Origin of the sequence: Citrobacter amalonaticus (assembly GCF_037053465.1) — a bacterium.
Classification (GTDB): domain Bacteria; phylum Pseudomonadota; class Gammaproteobacteria; order Enterobacterales; family Enterobacteriaceae; genus Citrobacter_A; species Citrobacter_A amalonaticus_H.
Window position 1 is genome coordinate 93,362 of record NZ_JBALIF010000004.1, and the last position, 18,101, is coordinate 111,462.

18 protein-coding genes are annotated in these 18,101 nt (G+C 54.0%); 14 read left to right on the forward strand and 4 right to left on the reverse strand.

The window, feature by feature from the left end; translation table 11 throughout:
* Positions 1-57: 57 nt before the first annotated feature.
* The 8 genes from WB371_RS08205 to WB371_RS08240 all read left to right on the forward strand — a co-directional run bounded on the left by WB371_RS08205 (position 58) and on the right by WB371_RS08240 (position 6,546).
* Entirely contained in the window at positions 58-471 is a 414-nt protein-coding gene (locus WB371_RS08205; protein ID WP_336219585.1) for a DNA polymerase III subunit psi, read from the forward strand.
* A complete protein-coding gene (gene rimI, locus WB371_RS08210; protein ID WP_336219586.1) occupies positions 440-886 on the forward strand; it encodes a ribosomal protein S18-alanine N-acetyltransferase in 447 nt (148 codons plus the stop codon). The genes WB371_RS08205 and rimI overlap by 32 nt, the downstream gene beginning before the upstream one ends.
* Before the next feature lie 13 nt (positions 887-899).
* Entirely contained in the window at positions 900-1,577 is a 678-nt protein-coding gene (gene yjjG / locus WB371_RS08215; RefSeq protein ID WP_336219587.1) for a pyrimidine 5'-nucleotidase, read from the forward strand.
* Between the two features lie 92 nt (positions 1,578-1,669).
* Complete coding sequence (gene prfC / locus WB371_RS08220; protein WP_336219588.1) at positions 1,670-3,259, forward strand: peptide chain release factor 3; 1,590 nt, start codon at positions 1,670-1,672, stop codon at positions 3,257-3,259.
* A 413-nt stretch (positions 3,260-3,672) separates the two neighbouring features.
* Complete coding sequence (gene osmY, locus WB371_RS08225) at positions 3,673-4,290, forward strand: molecular chaperone OsmY (RefSeq protein ID WP_336219589.1); 618 nt, start codon at positions 3,673-3,675, stop codon at positions 4,288-4,290.
* 127 nt (positions 4,291-4,417) lie between these two features.
* Positions 4,418-4,579, forward strand: a complete 162-nt coding sequence (locus tag WB371_RS08230) for a DUF1328 domain-containing protein (RefSeq protein WP_071883711.1) — start codon at positions 4,418-4,420, stop codon at positions 4,577-4,579.
* A 120-nt stretch (positions 4,580-4,699) separates the two neighbouring features.
* Positions 4,700-5,773 (forward strand): patatin family protein, encoded by a 1,074-nt coding sequence (locus WB371_RS08235; RefSeq protein WP_336219590.1) that lies wholly within the window; start codon positions 4,700-4,702, stop codon positions 5,771-5,773.
* On the forward strand, positions 5,770-6,546 hold the full coding sequence (locus WB371_RS08240) for a metal-dependent hydrolase (protein WP_336219591.1): 777 nt from the start codon (positions 5,770-5,772) through the stop codon (positions 6,544-6,546). The genes WB371_RS08235 and WB371_RS08240 overlap by 4 nt, the downstream gene beginning before the upstream one ends.
* A 230-nt stretch (positions 6,547-6,776) precedes the next feature.
* Here WB371_RS08240 and WB371_RS08245 read toward each other — a convergent pair whose 3' ends face one another.
* Both WB371_RS08245 and WB371_RS08250 read right to left on the reverse strand, forming a co-directional pair.
* Entirely contained in the window at positions 6,777-7,640 is an 864-nt protein-coding gene (locus tag WB371_RS08245; protein ID WP_336219592.1) for a YjjW family glycine radical enzyme activase, read from the reverse strand.
* Positions 7,612-9,162, reverse strand: coding sequence for a YjjI family glycine radical enzyme (locus tag WB371_RS08250; protein WP_336219593.1), 1,551 nt, complete (start codon positions 9,160-9,162; stop codon positions 7,612-7,614). The genes WB371_RS08245 and WB371_RS08250 overlap by 29 nt, the downstream gene beginning before the upstream one ends.
* A gap of 261 nt (positions 9,163-9,423) precedes the next feature.
* Between WB371_RS08250 and deoC the strand changes: the two genes are divergently transcribed.
* The 4 genes from deoC to deoD all read left to right on the forward strand — a co-directional run bounded on the left by deoC (position 9,424) and on the right by deoD (position 13,752).
* A complete protein-coding gene (gene deoC / locus WB371_RS08255; RefSeq protein ID WP_336219594.1) occupies positions 9,424-10,203 on the forward strand; it encodes a deoxyribose-phosphate aldolase in 780 nt (259 codons plus the stop codon).
* A gap of 106 nt (positions 10,204-10,309) precedes the next feature.
* Positions 10,310-11,632 carry a thymidine phosphorylase gene (deoA, locus tag WB371_RS08260; protein WP_336219595.1) on the forward strand — a complete coding sequence of 441 codons (1,323 nt, stop codon included), beginning with the start codon at positions 10,310-10,312 and terminating at the stop codon, positions 11,630-11,632.
* Between the two features lie 51 nt (positions 11,633-11,683).
* On the forward strand, positions 11,684-12,907 hold the full coding sequence (gene deoB, locus WB371_RS08265) for a phosphopentomutase (protein ID WP_336219596.1): 1,224 nt from the start codon (positions 11,684-11,686) through the stop codon (positions 12,905-12,907).
* Between the two features lie 125 nt (positions 12,908-13,032).
* On the forward strand, positions 13,033-13,752 hold the full coding sequence (gene deoD, locus WB371_RS08270) for a purine-nucleoside phosphorylase (RefSeq protein WP_061075292.1): 720 nt from the start codon (positions 13,033-13,035) through the stop codon (positions 13,750-13,752).
* 100 nt (positions 13,753-13,852) lie between these two features.
* Here deoD and lplA read toward each other — a convergent pair whose 3' ends face one another.
* On the reverse strand, positions 13,853-14,869 hold the full coding sequence (gene lplA / locus WB371_RS08275; RefSeq protein WP_336219597.1) for a lipoate--protein ligase LplA: 1,017 nt from the start codon (positions 14,867-14,869) through the stop codon (positions 13,853-13,855).
* Between the two features lie 25 nt (positions 14,870-14,894).
* Positions 14,895-15,539 carry a YtjB family periplasmic protein gene (locus WB371_RS08280; RefSeq protein WP_336219598.1) on the reverse strand — a complete coding sequence of 215 codons (645 nt, stop codon included), beginning with the start codon at positions 15,537-15,539 and terminating at the stop codon, positions 14,895-14,897.
* Positions 15,540-15,656: 117 nt separating this feature from the next.
* On the opposite strand from WB371_RS08280, the gene serB reads away from it, so the two are divergent.
* A complete protein-coding gene (gene serB / locus WB371_RS08285) occupies positions 15,657-16,625 on the forward strand; it encodes a phosphoserine phosphatase (protein ID WP_336219599.1) in 969 nt (322 codons plus the stop codon).
* An 89-nt stretch (positions 16,626-16,714) separates the two neighbouring features.
* The gene (gene radA / locus WB371_RS08290; RefSeq protein ID WP_044253979.1) at positions 16,715-18,097 is read left to right on the forward strand and encodes a DNA repair protein RadA; all 1,383 of its coding nucleotides are present in this window, start codon (positions 16,715-16,717) and stop codon (positions 18,095-18,097) included.
* Positions 18,098-18,101: the final 4 nt, after the last annotated feature.

Sequence of the window (18,101 nt, forward strand, 5' to 3'; positions counted from 1 at the left end):
GGCGTCTATTCGACTAATTTGCTATATTTGCGCCCCTGAATACAGGAGCGATTCGCTATGACAACCCGACGAGACTGGCAGTTACAGCAACTGGGTATAACCCAGTGGTCGCTGCGTCGCCCCGGCGCGTTGCAGGGAGAGATCGCGATTTCCATTCCTGCACATGTTCGTCTGGTGATGGTAGGTGAAACACTGCCACCGCTGACCGATCCGTTGGTCAATGATATTCTGCGTGCGTTAACCCTGAGTCCTGATCAGGTATTGCAGGTGACGCCAGAGCGCGTTGCCATGCTACCAGAGGGGAGCCGTTGCAATAGCTGGCGAGTAGGTTCTGATGAACCGCTGGCACTTGAAGGCGCGCAGGTTACAACACCGGCATTTGATGAATTGCGGGCAAACCCTGCGGCACGCGCCGCACTATGGCAACAAATCTGCACACATGAACACGATTTCTTTCCTCACTCAGCGTGATTTACCCGCCGCTTTTCAAATTGAAAAGCGCGCCCATGCGTTTCCCTGGAGTGAACAGACTTTTGCCAGTAATCAGGGAGAACGCTATCTCAACTATCAACTGACGGTTGAAGGGAGAATGGCGGCGTTCGCGATTACGCAGGTCGTGCTGGATGAAGCTACGCTGTTCAACATTGCCGTTGATCCCGATTTTCAGCGCCGGGGGCTTGGGAGAGCGCTGTTAGAACATCTCATTGATGAGTTAGAAAAACGCGGCGTCCTGACGCTGTGGCTGGAGGTTCGCGCTTCCAACGTTGCTGCCATCGCACTGTACGAAAGTTTAGGCTTTAACGAGGCAACGATTCGCCGCAATTACTATCCGACCGCTGACGGTCGTGAGGACGCCATCATAATGGCACTGCCAATCAGTATGTAAGAGAAGGTGTAAGATGAAGTGGGACTGGATTTTCTTTGATGCCGACGAAACGCTGTTCACATTTGACTCGTTTACCGGCCTACAGCGGATGTTTCTCGACTATAGCATTACCTTTACCGCTGAAGATTTTCAGGACTACCAGGCCGTCAATAAGCCACTGTGGGTGGATTATCAAAACGGCGCGATTACATCATTACAGCTTCAACACGCCCGCTTTCAGAGTTGGGCTGAACGGTTAAACGTGGAGCCGGGTCTGCTGAACGATGCTTTTATGAATGCGATGGCTGAAATTTGCGCGCCGCTGCCTGGCGCCGTTTCGCTACTCAATGCGATTCGCGAGAAAACCAAAATCGGCATTATTACCAACGGTTTCACCTCATTGCAGCAGATCCGTCTGGAGCGCACGGGACTTCGTGACTACTTTGATTTACTGGTGATTTCCGAAGAGGTCGGCGTGGCCAAGCCGGATCCGAAGATTTTTGATTACGCGCTTGCGCAGGCGGGCAACCCGGATCGTTCTCGCGTGCTTATGGTCGGGGATACTGCGGCATCGGATATTCTCGGCGGCATTAACGCGGGGCTATCTACCTGCTGGCTGAACGCTCATCATCGTGAGCGGCCTGAAGGCATCGAACCCACCTGGACTGTCACGTCATTACACGAACTGGAGCAGCTCCTGTGTAAACACTGATTGCCTCCCCCCTATTGATGGGTAAAATAGCCGCAATTTTTCGTATTCAACATGCGCGGCGTGATGCCGCGTTTACTCAAGAAGAATGAACTATGACGTTGTCTCCTTATTTGCAGGAGGTGGCCAAGCGCCGCACTTTTGCCATTATTTCTCACCCGGATGCCGGTAAAACCACTATTACTGAGAAGGTGCTGCTGTTCGGACAGGCGATTCAGACCGCAGGTACGGTAAAAGGCCGTGGCTCCAGCCAGCATGCAAAATCTGACTGGATGGAGATGGAAAAACAGCGTGGTATCTCCATCACCACCTCCGTAATGCAGTTTCCGTATCATGACTGCCTGGTTAACCTGCTGGATACCCCGGGGCACGAAGACTTCTCCGAGGATACCTATCGTACTCTGACGGCGGTGGACTGCTGTCTGATGGTGATTGATGCCGCAAAAGGGGTTGAAGATCGTACACGTAAGCTGATGGAAGTTACCCGTCTGCGTGATACGCCGATCCTCACCTTTATGAACAAACTCGACCGCGATATCCGTGATCCGATGGAGTTGCTGGACGAAGTGGAGAACGAGCTGAAAATCGGCTGTGCGCCGATTACCTGGCCGATTGGCTGCGGCAAGTTGTTCAAAGGGGTTTACCATCTCTACAAAGATGAAACCTATCTGTATCAGACAGGTAAAGGTCATACCATCCAGGAAGTGCGGATCGTTAAAGGTCTGGATAACCCGGATCTCGATGCGGCTGTGGGCGAGGATTTGGCGCAGCAACTGCGTGATGAGCTCGAACTGGTCAAAGGCGCTTCCAACGAATTTGACAAAGATCTCTTCCTTGCTGGCGAAATCACTCCGGTCTTCTTTGGTACCGCACTGGGTAACTTTGGCGTGGACCATATGCTGGATGGCCTGGTGGAGTGGGCGCCTGCGCCGATGCCGCGCAAGACAGACACCCGCGTAGTGGAAGCGAAAGAAGAGAAATTCACCGGTTTCGTCTTCAAAATTCAGGCCAACATGGACCCGAAACACCGTGACCGTGTGGCATTTATGCGTGTGGTTTCCGGTAAGTATGAAAAAGGCATGAAGATGCGCCAGGTGCGTATCGGCAAAGACGTGGTCATCTCAGACGCGCTAACCTTTATGGCCGGCGACCGTTCGCATGTGGAAGAAGCTTACCCTGGTGATATCCTCGGCCTGCATAACCACGGCACGATCCAGATTGGTGATACCTTTACCCAGGGCGAAATGATGAAGTTCACAGGTATTCCGAACTTTGCCCCGGAACTGTTCCGCCGTATTCGCCTGAAAGATCCGCTGAAGCAGAAACAACTGCTGAAAGGCCTGGTTCAGCTTTCGGAAGAAGGTGCTGTGCAGGTGTTCCGTCCTGTCGCCAACAACGATCTGATTGTGGGCGCGGTTGGGGTTCTGCAATTTGACGTGGTCGTTGCCCGCCTGAAGAGTGAATACAACGTCGAGGCGATTTATGAGTCCGTCAACGTGGCGACCGCACGCTGGGTGGAATGCGCAGACGCGAAGAAATTCGAAGAGTTTAAGCGTAAGAACGAAGTTCAACTGGCGCTAGATGGTGGGGATAACCTCACCTACATCGCGCCAACGATGGTGAACCTCAACCTGACGCAAGAGCGTTATCCTGACGTACAGTTCCGCAAGACACGCGAGCATTGATCCCTTTCAGGGCGCGGCATCCGCTGCGCCTTGTCACTTTTCCTGCCTTTTTAATCCCTTGCGGAATGTTCTTAAATCCCTCTGTTTTGCTTATGGTTGGTTGTTTTTTGTTCACTCAGCCGCGCTTTTTCAAAATTGTGATCTATATTTAACAAAGTGATGACATAAATATCGGCTTTAAATACCGTTCAATGCGTAAAGTAAAGTGCTTAAAGCTGATGTTTATTGTAGTCGCGATATTAATAACTGAGTCAGAGGCGCTTTCGGCAAACCTTCATTCTCACAGGTCATGACCGTGATTGTGATCGCTGCCATTGACTTCTGAACTAGGTGAACTTTTTTCGCCGTATTCAGCAATGCAACCTCGTGTTGCCTGAGCTCAAATTACGAGCAAACCATACAGGAATAAATCGATGACTATGACAAGACTGAAGATTTCTAAAACTCTGCTGGCCGTGATGTTGACCTCCGCTGTGGCAACGGGTTCTGCATACGCAGAAAACACCGCAATGGATAAAGCGCAATCTGGCGCCGAAAGTGCAGGGCAGAAAGTCGATAGCTCTATGAATAAAGTCGGTAATTTCATGGATGACAGCGCCATTACTGCGAAAGTGAAAGCCGCACTGGTGGATCATGAAAATATTAAGAGCACCGATATTTCCGTCAAAACCGATCAGAAAGTGGTCACGCTGAGTGGCTTCGTTGAAAGCCAGGCGCAGGCGGAAGAGGCTGTGAAAGTGGCGAAAGGCGTTGAAGGCGTGACCTCCGTCAGCGATAAACTCCACGTGCGTGACAGTAAAGAAAGCTCAGTGAAAGGGTATGCCGGTGATACTGCAACGACCAGTGAGATCAAAGCAAAACTGCTGGCTGATGACATTGTCCCTTCCCGCAAAGTGAAAGTTGAAACGACCGATGGTGTGGTTCAGCTTTCCGGCACCGTCGATTCCCAGGCGCAAATTGAGCGTGCTGAGAGTATCGCAAAAGCCGTTGATGGCGTGAAAAGCGTCAAAAACGATCTGAAAGCTCAGTAATTTTTCGTATTTCTCCCCCCGATATTTGTCGGGGGGCGTAATGTGCACCACACTAAAAATATCGTAAAAGAGACGCCTGAGCGCTCATATCTGGCGGTCGACATTAACTATGGTAAAGGAGAAGCGTATGTTTCGTTGGGGCATTATATTTCTGGTTATCGCGTTAATTGCCGCCGCTCTGGGATTTGGTGGACTGGCTGGTACTGCGGCATGGGCGGCAAAAATTGTGTTTGTCGTCGGGATTATTCTCTTCCTGGTCAGCCTGTTTACAGGTCGTAAGCGGCCCTAGCAGTTAAACCGAAAAGCGTTGTTACTTTTAAGCCAGTCCAGCGGACTGGCTTTTTCGGTTTTAGCCGCCCAGAATGTGCGTTACCTTGAGTGATAACACATCAAAAACAGGAAGGCAGAGGTGGGGCAGCGTATACCCGTCACGCTCGGCAATATTGCGCCGTTATCATTGAGAAAGTTCAAACCGGGTCGCCTGGCGTTGGTCTGCGAAGGCGGCGGGCAGCGCGGGATATTCACCGCTGGCGTGCTGGATGAATTTATGCGCGCGCAATTTAATCCCTTCGATCTCTACTATGGCACCTCTGCGGGGGCGCAAAATCTCTCTGCCTATCTCTGTAACCAGCCGGGGTATGGGCGCAAAGTCATCATGCGCTACACCACCAAACGTGAATTTTTTGACCCGGTGCGCTTTGTACGCGGCGGAAATCTCATCGATCTTGACTGGCTGGTGGATTCCACATCCAGCCAGATGCCGTTGCAAATGGACACAGCGGTGCGTTTGTTTGAAAGCGGGAAGCATTTCTATATGTGCGCCTGTCGGGGTGATGACTACACGCCGGGTTACTTCTCGCCGACGAAGCAAAACTGGCTCGATATTATTCGCGCGTCGAGCGCGATCCCGGGCTTTTATCGCAGCGGTGTGTCGCTGGAAGGGATCAATTATCTGGATGGCGGGATCAGCGATGCTATTCCGGTGCGCGAGGCGGTGAAGCAAGGGGCGAAAACGCTGGTGGTTATTCGCACCGTACCTTCGCAAATGTATTACACCCCGCAGTGGTTTAAACGGATGGAACGCTGGCTGGGCGAAAGTAGCCTGCAACCGCTGGTGAATCTGGTTCAGCATCACGAAGCCAGCTATACGGAAATTCAGCGCTTTATTGAACAACCGCCGGGTAAGCTGAGGATCTTTGAAATCTACCCGCCGAAACCGCTGCAAAGCATGGCCCTGGGAAGTCGTATTCCTGCGCTGCGTGAAGACTATAAAGTAGGGCGGCTCTGCGGTCGCTATTTCCTGGCGACTGTCGGAAAACTGCTGGCAGAAGAACCGCCGTTATTGCGTCATCTGCCGTCGGTTGTTATGCCAACGCCTGTGGTTGTCCCTCCGGCTCCGGTTGCGAATGATACCCATGTGGCGGCGGTGAGCGATGCGCCGCAGGCCAACGACACCACGTTCAGTCATGAGGATTTGGCGTGAGTTTCCGGTTTATTGATACCCATTGTCACTTTGATTTTCCCCCCTTCACCGGAGATGAAATCCGCAGTCTGGAACGTGCGGGCGAGGCGGGTATAGAGAAGATTATTGTTCCGGCCACGGCAGCGGAAAATTTCGACCGGGTGCTGTTGTTAGCGACACGCTATTCGCCGCTGTATGCTGCGCTGGGATTGCATCCTATCGTGATTGAACAACATAGCCATGCGGATCTTGACCGTTTGCAGCAGTCGCTGGCCGCTCGCCCGGCAAAAGTTGTCGCAGTAGGTGAGATAGGCCTGGATCTTTATCGCGATGATCCGCAGTTCGCAAAACAGGAACAGTTTCTTGAGGCGCAGTTGCAACTGGCAAAGCGCTACGATTTACCCGTGATCCTCCATTCCCGCCGCACTCACGACAAACTGGCGATGTATTTAAAGCGTCAGGATCTGCCGCGTACCGGTGTGGTTCACGGTTTCGCGGGAAGCCTGCAACAGGCGGAACGTTTTGTACAACTGGGATACAAAATCGGTGTGGGCGGCACCATTACCTATCCTCGCGCCAGTAAAACCCGTGAGGTGATGGCGCGACTGCCGCTGGACGCCCTGCTACTGGAAACTGATGCCCCGGATATGCCGCTGAATGGTTTTCAGGGACAGCCGAATCGCCCGGAACAGGCTGCCAGCGTGTTTCGCGTGTTGTGTGAACTGCGTTCGGAATCGGCAGATGTGATTGCCGGGGCGCTGTATCACAATACGACCACATTGTTTGATGTATAAGCGATCATACGATTGATTGGCCGGATAAGGCGATGCCACCATCCGGTAGTGCATGCCTGATGGCGCTTCGCTTATCAGGCCTACGGTCTGTATATGTAGCATTTGTAGGCCGGATAAGGCGTCAGCCGCCATCCGGTGGTGCATGCCTGATGGCGCTTCGTTTATCAGGTCTACGGTCTGTATATGTAGCATTTGTAGGCCGGATAAGGCGTCAGCCGCCATCCGGCAGGTCATAAATACAACGCCGGAAAGATCAGATTATCCACGCCGCGATCCCGCAACGCCTTTGCCAGCGTCTCTACCTCTTGCGGCGTCGCGCCCGGCCAGGTTTTTGCTTCACCGTATACCCCGTGGGCATGAAACGCATTCAGCCGTACCGGGATGTCTCCCAGTTTTTTGATAAATGCTGCGAGCGCGTCACTGTGTTGCAGATAATCCACCTTGCCTGGAATCACCAACAGGCGCAGTTCCGCCAGTTTCCCGCGCTGCGCCAGCAGCGTGATACTGTGCTTGATCTGTGTGTTATCTCGTCCGGTAAGCGTTTTGTGGGTTGCGCTATCCCAGGCTTTGAGATCGAGCATCACGCCATCGCACACGGGTAACAATTTCTCCCAGCCGGTTTCGCTCATCAGCCCGTTGCTGTCGACCAGGCAGGTGAGCGACTGTAACTGCGGATCGGTTTTGATGGCGGTAAATAGCGCCACAATAAAGGGTAATTGCGTTGTGGCTTCGCCGCCGCTGACGGTAATGCCTTCAATAAACAAGAAGGCTTTACGGATCTGACGCAGCACATCATCCACGCTCAGGGTTTGCGCCATCGGCGTCGCCTGTTGAGGACACATTTGCAAACAGGTATCGCACTGTTCGCAGATATCGGCCTGCCAGATGACGTTGCCGTCACGCATGCTCAGCGCCTGGTGCGGGCAGTGGGGAACGCATTCGCCGCAGTTATTGCAGCGCCCCATTGTCCAGGGGTTGTGGCAATTCTTGCAGCGCAGATTGCACCCCTGTAAAAACAGGGCCAGACGACTGCCTGGCCCGTCCACACAGGAGAAAGGGATAATTTTACTGACTAAAGCGCATCTGCTGTTCATGACCGATCACACGCGGTTGTCGTTCGAGGATACGCGTATTGCGCGCGGCTTCTTCACCCAGCCAGGTGGTATTGGTTCGCGAACCTTCGGCACGAAACTTTTCCAGGTCTGACAGTCGCACCATATATCCTGTGACACGCACCAGATCGTTGCCGCTGACGTTGGCGGTAAATTCCCGCATTCCTGCTTTAAACGCCCCAAGGCAAAGCTGGACCAGCGCCTGTGGGTTGCGCTTGATGGTTTCATCAAGCGTCAGGATATCGCTAATGCCGGAATGATAGTGAGCGTGATGGGGCGCGACTGTCTGTAGATGGGTAATCGGATCGGGTTCATCACCATACGGCAAACGCGCACCCGGCGTGGTGCCGATATCTGAGCTGATCCCCGATTGAGCATGCAGCATCGCGCGCTGTTGCCAGCCATATTTTACCGGCGTGTTTTCAACAAAATCCGCTAACCGGGCGCTGATGCGATACCCCAAATCGTTTGCCGATTCATCTTTTCCATAGCGTGCGTTCATGCCTGCTTTTTCACACAGCAGGTTTACCGCTTCTGCCAGACCGTACATCCCGAACATCGGCACAAAACGTTGCGGATCGATCAGACCTTCCTGCACCAGGAAGCTATTCTCAAAGAAATGTGATTGTTGATAGAGGAACTCACATCGCGCATCAATGATGGCAATTTGTTGCTGGCAGTAGTGCGGTAGCGTGCGGCTAAAGAAGTCATCGACAGAGGTGCTGCGCTCTGCGATGGCTTTCAGGTTAAGGCGAACCAACGTACTACCGCCGCCCGCAAGCGGCAGAGAGTTGTAACAACTGACGATGCCATACTGTCCTTTTGTGAAAATTTTATCATTTATTGGGCCGTTGGAAATATGTGGCTTACTGCATTCACAGATGTTTTTTGCCACTTCCAGCAATAAATCATCAGGCGTGATTTCCGGATCGTAGATAAACGTCAGGTTAGGCGCCACCTGCTTTAGTTCGGCATCGGCACGCAGAATTGCCCGGGTTACAGGGGTATCAGCAGGGCCAATATTGGCGTGCATAAAGGCGTCTGGCAGGGTGCTGTCGAGATAGCGCCAGAAACGTTTTATTCGCTCATCGATCGCCTCTTGTGTTAGAATTCTAACATAAGGTTGCAGCAACGAATCCAGTTGCCCCAGGTAAACCGGCATCGAGGTCACGGAAGGTACGTGGTGGTAGAGGATGGTCAGCAGAGACAAGGCATCGTCCAGATCCTTTGCTCCTTCCAGTTCCAGCCATGCTGAACCGTTAGCCAGAAAACGGGCGTAATCGGGAAGAACATAGCGCGGCTTATACGGCGCATGACCTTCAAACATATCGCAGATAACCCCGTCGTCCAGCGCCTGGCGCGCGTCGGCGGGAAGTGCCGGGTAGGGCAGATTGTTCTCTGCTTCCAGTGCGAGAAAATGGCGTTTCTGTTCCGGACTCAGGACCGGGCTGGTGACGATATGCTGGCAACGTTGTTGCAGCGCGGATTCATTTGTCGTGGTCATCGGGCTTCCTTTATCGGCCGAAGGTCATGACGGAATTGTAGGAAGATGTTGTTGCGCTACCTTTGATCCTGATGCGCCTGAGTGGTGAAGAAGGCAGCAGAAAAGGGTGATTATTTGAAGTTGATCTCATTACAGTAATGCAAATTTGTACGTAGTTTTCATTAACTGTGATGTATATCGAAGTGTAATGGCGAGTGAATGTTAGAATACTAACAGACTCGCAAGGTGAAAATTTTTACGGCGATGCCGTTGGAGAATGTTATGACCGATTTAACTGCAAGCAGCCTGCGCGCACTGAAACTGATGGACCTGACCACCCTGAATGACGACGACACCAATGAAAAAGTGATTGCATTGTGTCATCAGGCGAAAACCCCGGTTGGCAACACCGCAGCCATCTGTATCTATCCGCGTTTCATTCCGATTGCGCGTAAGACGCTGAAAGCGCAGGGTACGCCGGAAATTCGTATTGCAACCGTCACTAACTTCCCGCACGGCAACGACGACATTGAAATTGCGCTGGCGGAAACCCGCGCGGCGATTGCCTACGGCGCAGATGAAGTCGATGTGGTATTCCCGTACCGCGCGCTGATCGCCGGTAACGAACAGGTTGGTTTTGATCTGGTTAAAGCGTGTAAAGACGCATGTGCAGCGGCAAATGTCCTGCTGAAAGTGATCATCGAAACCGGTGAGCTGAAAGAAGAGCGGCTTATCCGTAAAGCGTCTGAAATCTCTATCAAAGCCGGAGCCGACTTCATTAAAACCTCAACCGGTAAAGTGCCGGTGAACGCCACGCCGGAAAGCGCGCGCATTATGATGGAAGTGATCCGTGATATGGGCGTGTCCAAAACCGTTGGTTTCAAACCGGCTGGTGGTGTGCGTACTGCGGAAGATGCACAGCAGTTCCTTGCGATCGCCGATGAACTGTTCGGCGCTGACTGGGCGGATTCTCGCCACTATCGCTTTGGTGCCTCCAGCCTGCTGGCGAGCCTGCTGAAAGCGCTGGGCCACGGCGACGGTAAGAGCGCAAGCAGCTACTAAGCCAGACATTGCCGGATGACGCTTCGCTTATCCGGCCTACAGGATCGTAAGGCGGGTAAGCGTAGCGCCACCCGCCACCATTCACCGATTCCCCACGGAGGTTCCCTTGTTTCTCGCACAAGAAATTATTCGTAAAAAACGTGATGGTCACGCGCTGAGTGATGAAGAAATTCGCTTCTTTATCAATGGCATTCGCGATAACACTGTCTCTGAAGGGCAGATTGCCGCTCTGGCGATGACCATTTTCTTCCACGATATGACGATGCCAGAACGCGTTTCGCTCACCATGGCAATGCGGGATTCAGGAACCGTACTGGACTGGAAGAGCCTGAATCTGAACGGCCCCATCGTCGATAAACACTCCACCGGCGGCGTGGGTGACGTAACGTCGCTGATGCTTGGCCCAATGGTGGCGGCCTGCGGCGGCTACATTCCAATGATCTCCGGGCGCGGCCTGGGTCATACCGGCGGCACGCTCGACAAACTGGAAGCGATCCCGGGGTTCGATATCTTCCCGGACGACAACCGTTTCCGCGAAATTATTAAAGACGTGGGGGTGGCGATTATTGGGCAGACCAGTTCGCTTGCCCCGGCGGACAAACGTTTTTATGCCACCCGAGATATCACCGCGACGGTGGATTCCATCCCGCTGATTACTGGCTCCATTCTCGCTAAAAAACTGGCGGAAGGTCTGGATGCGTTAGTCATGGATGTGAAAGTGGGCAGCGGCGCGTTTATGCCGACCTACGAACTCTCTGAAGCGCTTGCAGAAGCGATAGTCGGCGTTGCGAACGGTGCCGGCGTGCGCACGACTGCACTGCTGACCGATATGAACCAGGTGCTGGCGTCCAGCGCGGGTAATGCGGTGGAAGTACGCGAAGCGGTGCAGTTCCTGACAGGTGAATACCGTAACCCGCGCCTGTTTGATGTCACCATGGCGCTGTGCGTTGAAATGCTGATCTCCGGCAAGCTGGCGAAAGATGATGCTGACGCGCGCGCCAAACTGCAGGCAGTGCTGGATAACGGCAAAGCGGCAGAGGTCTTTGGCCGTATGGTTGCCGCACAGAAAGGACCAACCGATTTCGTTGAGAACTACGCGAAGTACCTGCCGACGGCAATGCTCAGCAAAGCGGTTTATGCTGATAGTGAAGGTTTCGTCAGTGCGATGGACACCCGTGCGCTGGGTATGGCGGTGGTCTCGATGGGCGGCGGTCGTCGCCAGGCATCAGATACCATTGATTACAGCGTCGGCTTTACCGATATGGCGCGTCTGGGCGACAGCGTAGACGGGAAGCAGCCGCTGGCGGTGATTCATGCGAAAGATGAAGCCAGCTGGCAGGAGGCGGCGAAAGCGGTCAAAGCGGCAATTATCCTTGACGACAACGCGCCTGAAATAACACCAACGGTCTATCGTCGTATTACCGAATAACGGTATACTGATCTGATCGCTTTTTTGCAGCGCAGATGAATGGAGAACAAGATGAAACGTGCATTTATTATGGTGCTGGACTCCTTTGGTATTGGGGCAACGGAAGACGCGGATCGCTTTGGCGACGTTGGCGCCGACACCCTGGGTCACATCGCAGAAGCCTGTGCCAAAGGCGAGGCTGACAAAGGTCGTAAAGGCCCACTGAATCTGCCAAACCTGACTCGTCTGGGTCTAGTGAAAGCGCATGAAGGTTCCACCGGTAAAATCGCAGCCGGTATGGACGGCAACGCAGACGTGATTGGCGCCTATGGCTGGGCGCATGAGCTCTCTTCCGGTAAAGATACGCCGTCAGGTCACTGGGAAATCGCCGGTGTGCCGGTTCTGTTCGACTGGGGTTATTTCAGCGACCACGAAAACAGCTTCCCGCAGGAGCTGTTAGATAAACTGGTTAAACGTGCAAACCTGCCGGGTTATCTCGGTAACTGCCACTCTTCCGGTACGGTGATTCTGGATGAGCTGGGCGAAGAACATATGAAAACCGGTAAGCCGATTTTCTATACCTCCGCGGACTCCGTATTCCAGATTGCCTGTCACGAAGAGACTTTTGGTCTGGACAGACTGTACGAGCTGTGTGAAATCGCCCGTGAAGAGCTGACGGAAGGCGGCTACAACATCGGTCGTGTCATCGCGCGTCCGTTTATTGGCGACAAGGCGGGGAATTTCCAGCGTACCGGTAACCGTCACGATCTGGCCGTTGAACCGCCTGCGCCGACCATATTGCAGAAACTGGTTGATGAAAAAGACGGTCATGTTGTCTCTGTCGGTAAAATCGCGGACATCTACGCCAACTGCGGGATCACTAAGAAAGTGAAGGCCACCGGTCTGGATGCGCTGTTTGATGCCACCCTCAAAGAGATGAAAGAAGCCGGAGACAAGACGATTGTCTTCACGAACTTCGTTGATTTCGACTCTTCCTGGGGCCACCGTCGTGATATCGCCGGTTATGCCGCGGGTCTGGAACTGTTCGATCGCCGCCTGCCGGAGCTGATGAAGCTGGTGGGCGAGGATGATATCCTGATCCTGACCGCTGACCACGGTTGTGACCCGAGCTGGTCGGGCACAGACCACACACGTGAACATATTCCGGTGCTGGTGTACGGGCCGAAAGTAAAACCGGGTTCGTTAGGCCACCGTGAAACCTTTGCGGATATCGGCCAGACGCTGGCGAAATACTTTGGTACGTCTGACATGGAATATGGCAAGGCCATGTTCTAAACGGATTGGGTGCGGCCTGATGCCCTCACCCCGGCCCTCTCCCACAGGGAGAGGGAGAACAGAATGTAGGCCGGGTAAGGCGTAGCCGCCACCCGGCAAAAACAACAATGTAAAAGGAACTGAAGATGGCAACTCCTCACATTAATGCAGAAATGGGTGATTTCGCTGACGTCGTATTGATGCCGGGCGACCCGCTGCGCGCAAAGCATATCGCGGAAACGTTCCTCGAAGACGTGCGTGAAGTGAATAACGTTCGCGGCATGTTAGGTTTCACCGGGACTTACAAAGGCCGTAAGATCTCCGTGATGGGTCACGGTATGGGTATCCCGTCCTGCTCCATCTACACCAAAGAGCTGATCACCGATTTCGGCGTGAAGAAAATCATTCGCGTTGGATCCTGTGGTGCCGTTCGCGCCGATGTGAAACTGCGTGACGTGGTGATTGGTATGGGTGCCTGCACCGATTCCAAAGTGAACCGCATTCGTTTCAAAGACCATGATTTTGCCGCTATTGCTGATTTCGGCATGGTACGCGACGCGGTTGAAGCGGCAAAAGCACTGGGTGTGGACGCGCGCGTCGGCAACCTGTTCTCTGCGGATCTGTTCTACTCTCCGGACGGCGAAATGTTCGACGTGATGGAAAAATACGGCATCCTGGGCGTGGAAATGGAAGCCGCGGGTATCTACGGCGTGGCGGCAGAATTTGGTGCGAAAGCGCTGACTATCTGCACCGTGTCTGACCACATCCGTACTCACGAGCAGACCACTGCCGCTGAGCGTCAGACCACGTTCAATGACATGATCAAAATCGCGCTGGAGTCCGTTCTGCTGGGCGACAAAGCGTAATTTTCGTTCAGGACAGTGTAGGCCCGGTAAGCAGTAACGCCACCGGGCAAAAAAGCCGGGTGGCGGCTTCGCCTTACCCGGCCTACAGACCGCATTGCTATTATCGAACCGCTTTCATAATCCACGCTGACAGTTCCCGCATCTCTTTTCCCTGTTCCGGGAAATCGGCTATCACTGCTTCGCACGCCTGTTGCAGACTGTCCGCGCGATACAAACCGCCCTGTAAACGTTCTGCCAGTGCTTCTAATGGCGCCGGATTCAGACTGTCGGTAAAGACCTGCGTACGGGTGATATGGCCTTTCTCGACGTCAAAGTGCAGCTCAACGCCTCCCCAGGTAAATCGTTCATCAAGCAGATGCGAAAAAGCCGGCGCCTGACCAAAGTTCCACTCCCAACTGCTTTGACGCGCGAAGGTTTCGGCGAAGTTGGGCAGATCCGGCGTGTTGTCCGGGGAGATTACTTCGGCTTCCACGCGCTCGCCATAATGGGTGAAAAAGGCTTCTGTCACCGCCGCACATACCTGTTGATGCGTAATGCCTGGCAGCAGTTCGGTAAGATTGGCGACACGGGAACGGACGGAGGTGATGCCTTTTGCGGCCAGCTTCTTTTTATCCGGATTCAGGTAGTTTGCCAGTCGACTCAGATCCGCATTCAACAACAGTGTGCCGTGATGGAAACCGCGATCTTTGGTTTCGCGATAGGCGGAACCAGAAACTTTACGATCGCCATCAGGCGTTTTCACCACCAGATCGTTACGTCCGGAAGCCTCTGCCGTCACGCCCAGCGCATGAAGCGCATTCGGGACAATCGCGGTCGATATGGTCTTATCGTATTCCGGTTTCCCGGCCATAAAGGTAAAACAGGTATTACCGAGATCGTGGAACACCGCGCCACCGCCGCTGCTGCGGCGCGCCAGACGCACGTTGTCCTCCTCCATCCGTCGGGTATTACACTCTTTCCACGGGTTTTGCGCGCGACCAATCACCACCGTATCGGCATTGCGCCACAAAAACAGCACGCGCTGTGTGGCGGGCATCTGGCGGAAAATGCACTCTTCGACCGCCAGGTTAAACCAGGGATCGTAAGAGTCAGAAATAAGCAGGCGAAGTGTCGACATGTCAGTTTTCCTTTCCTGTAAAAATTTACTCTTTTTTCTCGCTTTCATCCTCTTCCGGCACCGACTTGCTGGCGGTTAACAGGAAGGGCGATTGCTGCCAGCGGGTACGTTTCCCCTGCAACAGCGTGCGGGTCAGCACCACGCCGATAGCCAGTGAAAGCAGCAGCATCAGACGTAGAATGTTAGTGGTGTTATCCACCTGCTTTGCCTCGGTGGCTAATGTGTGTGTATCCAGCGTCAGACGCAGATAACCCAGCGGGCCATTTTTTCCCTCAATGGGTTCGACGATCTGCTGGTTGAAGTAGCCGCCAGCTTTTTTACCGTCCAGCGCCAGACGGTCGCGAACATTTACGCTTTCTCCCGCCCGGGCGATCATATCGCCTTGTTCATCGTAAACACCGGCGTCGAGGATCCGGCTTTCATGGGTCAACTGGAGCAGGATGTTTTGGATCCGCTTTTCATCGGGCGTTTCAGTGCGCATCAGCGGCGCGATGTTCAATGTCACCTGTCGCGCCAGCGTGCGGGCCAGTTCTTCAAGCTGAGGATTGCGCTGCCGTTGGTGATTTTGACTAAACCATGAGGCGCCCTGCATAAGCACAACCAGCAGTGCGAGACAGAACAATACAATCACTGCACGATGAAGTCGGAATTTCAGTTTTGCGCGAGCCATATTCCACCTGCTGAAAATTTGAGGCTTAATGTTGCCAGAAGCGATGGTTACAAGGTAGCCTCATGCGTTATTTTCCCCAGGAACCTTCCCGGCCCGAACGATTTTACAGGAGCTTTAATGCCTAACATTACCTGGTGCGATTTGCCTGAAGATGTCTCTTTATGGCCAGGTTTGCCCCTCTCTTTAAGTGGTGACGAGGTGATGCCACTGGATTATCACGCAGGACGTAGCGGCTGGCTTCTGTACGGACGCGGGCTGGATAAACAACGCCTGACCCAGTATCAAAGCAAACTGGGCGCGGCGATGGTGATTGTCGCCGCGTGGTGCGTTGAAGATTATCAGGTCATTCGTCTGGCCGGTTCATTGACGTCTCGCGCCACAAAGCTGGCGCACGATGCGCAACTGGACGTCGCCCCGCTGGGAAAAATTCCGCATCTGCGCACCCCGGGCCTGTTGGTGATGGACATGGATTCTACCGCGATTCAGATCGAGTGCATTGATGAAATTGCTAAACTGGCAGGCACTGGCGACATGGTAGCGGAAGTGACGGAACGCGCGATGCGCGGCGAACTCGACTTCACCGCCAGCCTGCGTAGCCGCGTGGCGACGCTAAAAGGCGCGGATGCCCATATTTTGCATCAGGTGCGCGAGAGTTTGCCGCTGATGCCGGGCCTGACGCAACTGGTACTTAAGCTGGAAACGCTCGGCTGGAAGGTGGCGATTGCTTCCGGTGGCTTTACCTTCTTTGCTGAATACCTGCGCGAGAAGCTACGTCTGACCGCCGTTGTGGCAAATGAACTGGAGATAGTAGACGGTAAATTAACCGGCAATGTGATTGGCGATATTGTTGACGCCCAGTACAAGGCCAACACCCTGACGCGTCTGGCGCAGGAATACGAAATTCCTCTGGCGCAGACGGTGGCGATTGGCGATGGCGCCAACGATCTGCCGATGATCAAAACGGCGGGTCTGGGGATTGCGTACCATGCCAAGCCGAAAGTGAATGAAAAGACGGAAATTACGATCCGTCACGCTGATCTGATGGGGGTGTTCTGCATTCTCTCGGGCAGCTTGAACCAGAAATAAGTGAGATACCGGCTGGTATTAGGGTGTAGGCCGGAGAAGGCGCAGCCGCCATCCGGCACACAGGCAGTACAGAGATAACGAGGTAAACCGTGGCAAAAGCTCCAAAACGCGCCTTTGTGTGTAACGAATGCGGGGCGGATTATCCGCGCTGGCAGGGCCAGTGCAGCGCCTGTCATGCCTGGAACACCATTACTGAGGTGCGCCTGGCCGCCTCGCCAACGGTGGCGCGTAATGAGCGGCTGAGTGGCTATGCCGGGAGCGCGGGCGTCGCGAAAGTGCAGAAGCTTTCCGATATCAGCCTTGAGGAACTGCCGCGTTTTTCCACTGGTTTTAAAGAGTTTGACCGCGTGTTGGGCGGCGGCGTTGTTCCCGGCAGCGCCATTCTGATCGGCGGTAACCCCGGGGCGGGGAAATCGACGCTGTTGTTACAGACGCTGTGTAAGCTCGCCGAGCAGATGAAAACCCTGTATGTCACCGGTGAGGAATCCCTGCAACAGGTGGCAATGCGTGCGCACCGTCTGGGACTTCCGACCAACAACCTCAATATGCTCTCGGAAACCAGTATTGAGCAGATTTGCCTGATTGCGGAAGAAGAGCAGCCGAAGCTGATGGTTATTGACTCCATCCAGGTGATGCACATGGCGGATATCCAGTCATCGCCCGGTAGCGTGGCGCAGGTGCGAGAGACGGCGGCCTACCTGACGCGCTTTGCCAAGACGCGTGGCGTGGCGATTGTGATGGTCGGTCACGTTACCAAAGACGGCTCGCTGGCCGGGCCAAAAGTGCTTGAGCACTGCATCGACTGCTCGGTCTTGCTGGATGGCGATGCTGACTCCCGTTTTCGTACTCTGCGCAGCCACAAGAACCGTTTTGGCGCGGTGAATGAACTCGGTGTTTTTGCCATGACCGAACAGGGATTGCGCGAAGTGAGCAACCCGTCGGCAATCTTCCTGAGCCGTGGCGATGAAGTCACCTCTGGCAGTTCAGTGATGGTGGTCTGGGAAGGGACGCGGCCGCTATTAGTGGAGATTCAGGCGCTGGTCGATCACTCGATGATGGCCAACCCGCGGCGCGTGGCTGTCGGTCTGGAACAGAACCGTCTGGCGATTCTGCTGGCCGTGCTCCATCGCCACGGTGGTCTGCAAATGGCGGATCAGGACGTGTTCGTCAACGTGGTGGGCGGCGTTAAAGTCACAGAAACCAGTGCCGATCTCGCACTGCTGTTGGCGATGGTCTCCAGTCTGCGCGACAGGCCGCTGCCGCAGGATTTGGTGGTCTTTGGCGAAGTAGGTCTGGCGGGAGAAATTCGTCCGGTGCCAAGCGGTCAGGAGCGGATTTCAGAAGCTGCGAAACACGGTTTTCGCCGCGCGATTGTCCCGGCGGCCAACGTGCCGAAAAAACCGCCAGAAGGGATGCAGGTCTTTGGCGTTAAGAAGCTGGCGGATGCGTTAAACGTATTTGACGACTTATAATAAG

Coding starts and splice junctions, on each gene's coding strand:
- WB371_RS08205 (WP_336219585.1), top strand. CDS start 58: ATGACAACCCGACGAGACTGGCAGTTACAGCAACTGGGTATAACCCAG.
- rimI (WP_336219586.1), top strand. CDS start 440: ATGAACACGATTTCTTTCCTCACTCAGCGTGATTTACCCGCCGCTTTT.
- yjjG (WP_336219587.1), top strand. CDS start 900: ATGAAGTGGGACTGGATTTTCTTTGATGCCGACGAAACGCTGTTCACA.
- prfC (WP_336219588.1), top strand. CDS start 1,670: ATGACGTTGTCTCCTTATTTGCAGGAGGTGGCCAAGCGCCGCACTTTT.
- osmY (WP_336219589.1), top strand. CDS start 3,673: ATGACTATGACAAGACTGAAGATTTCTAAAACTCTGCTGGCCGTGATG.
- WB371_RS08230 (WP_071883711.1), top strand. CDS start 4,418: ATGTTTCGTTGGGGCATTATATTTCTGGTTATCGCGTTAATTGCCGCC.
- WB371_RS08245 (WP_336219592.1), bottom strand. CDS start 7,640: ATGAACAGCAGATGCGCTTTAGTCAGTAAAATTATCCCTTTCTCCTGT.
- WB371_RS08250 (WP_336219593.1), bottom strand. CDS start 9,162: ATGACCACGACAAATGAATCCGCGCTGCAACAACGTTGCCAGCATATC.
- deoC (WP_336219594.1), top strand. CDS start 9,424: ATGACCGATTTAACTGCAAGCAGCCTGCGCGCACTGAAACTGATGGAC.
- deoB (WP_336219596.1), top strand. CDS start 11,684: ATGAAACGTGCATTTATTATGGTGCTGGACTCCTTTGGTATTGGGGCA.
- deoD (WP_061075292.1), top strand. CDS start 13,033: ATGGCAACTCCTCACATTAATGCAGAAATGGGTGATTTCGCTGACGTC.
- lplA (WP_336219597.1), bottom strand. CDS start 14,869: ATGTCGACACTTCGCCTGCTTATTTCTGACTCTTACGATCCCTGGTTT.
- WB371_RS08280 (WP_336219598.1), bottom strand. CDS start 15,539: ATGGCTCGCGCAAAACTGAAATTCCGACTTCATCGTGCAGTGATTGTA.
- serB (WP_336219599.1), top strand. CDS start 15,657: ATGCCTAACATTACCTGGTGCGATTTGCCTGAAGATGTCTCTTTATGG.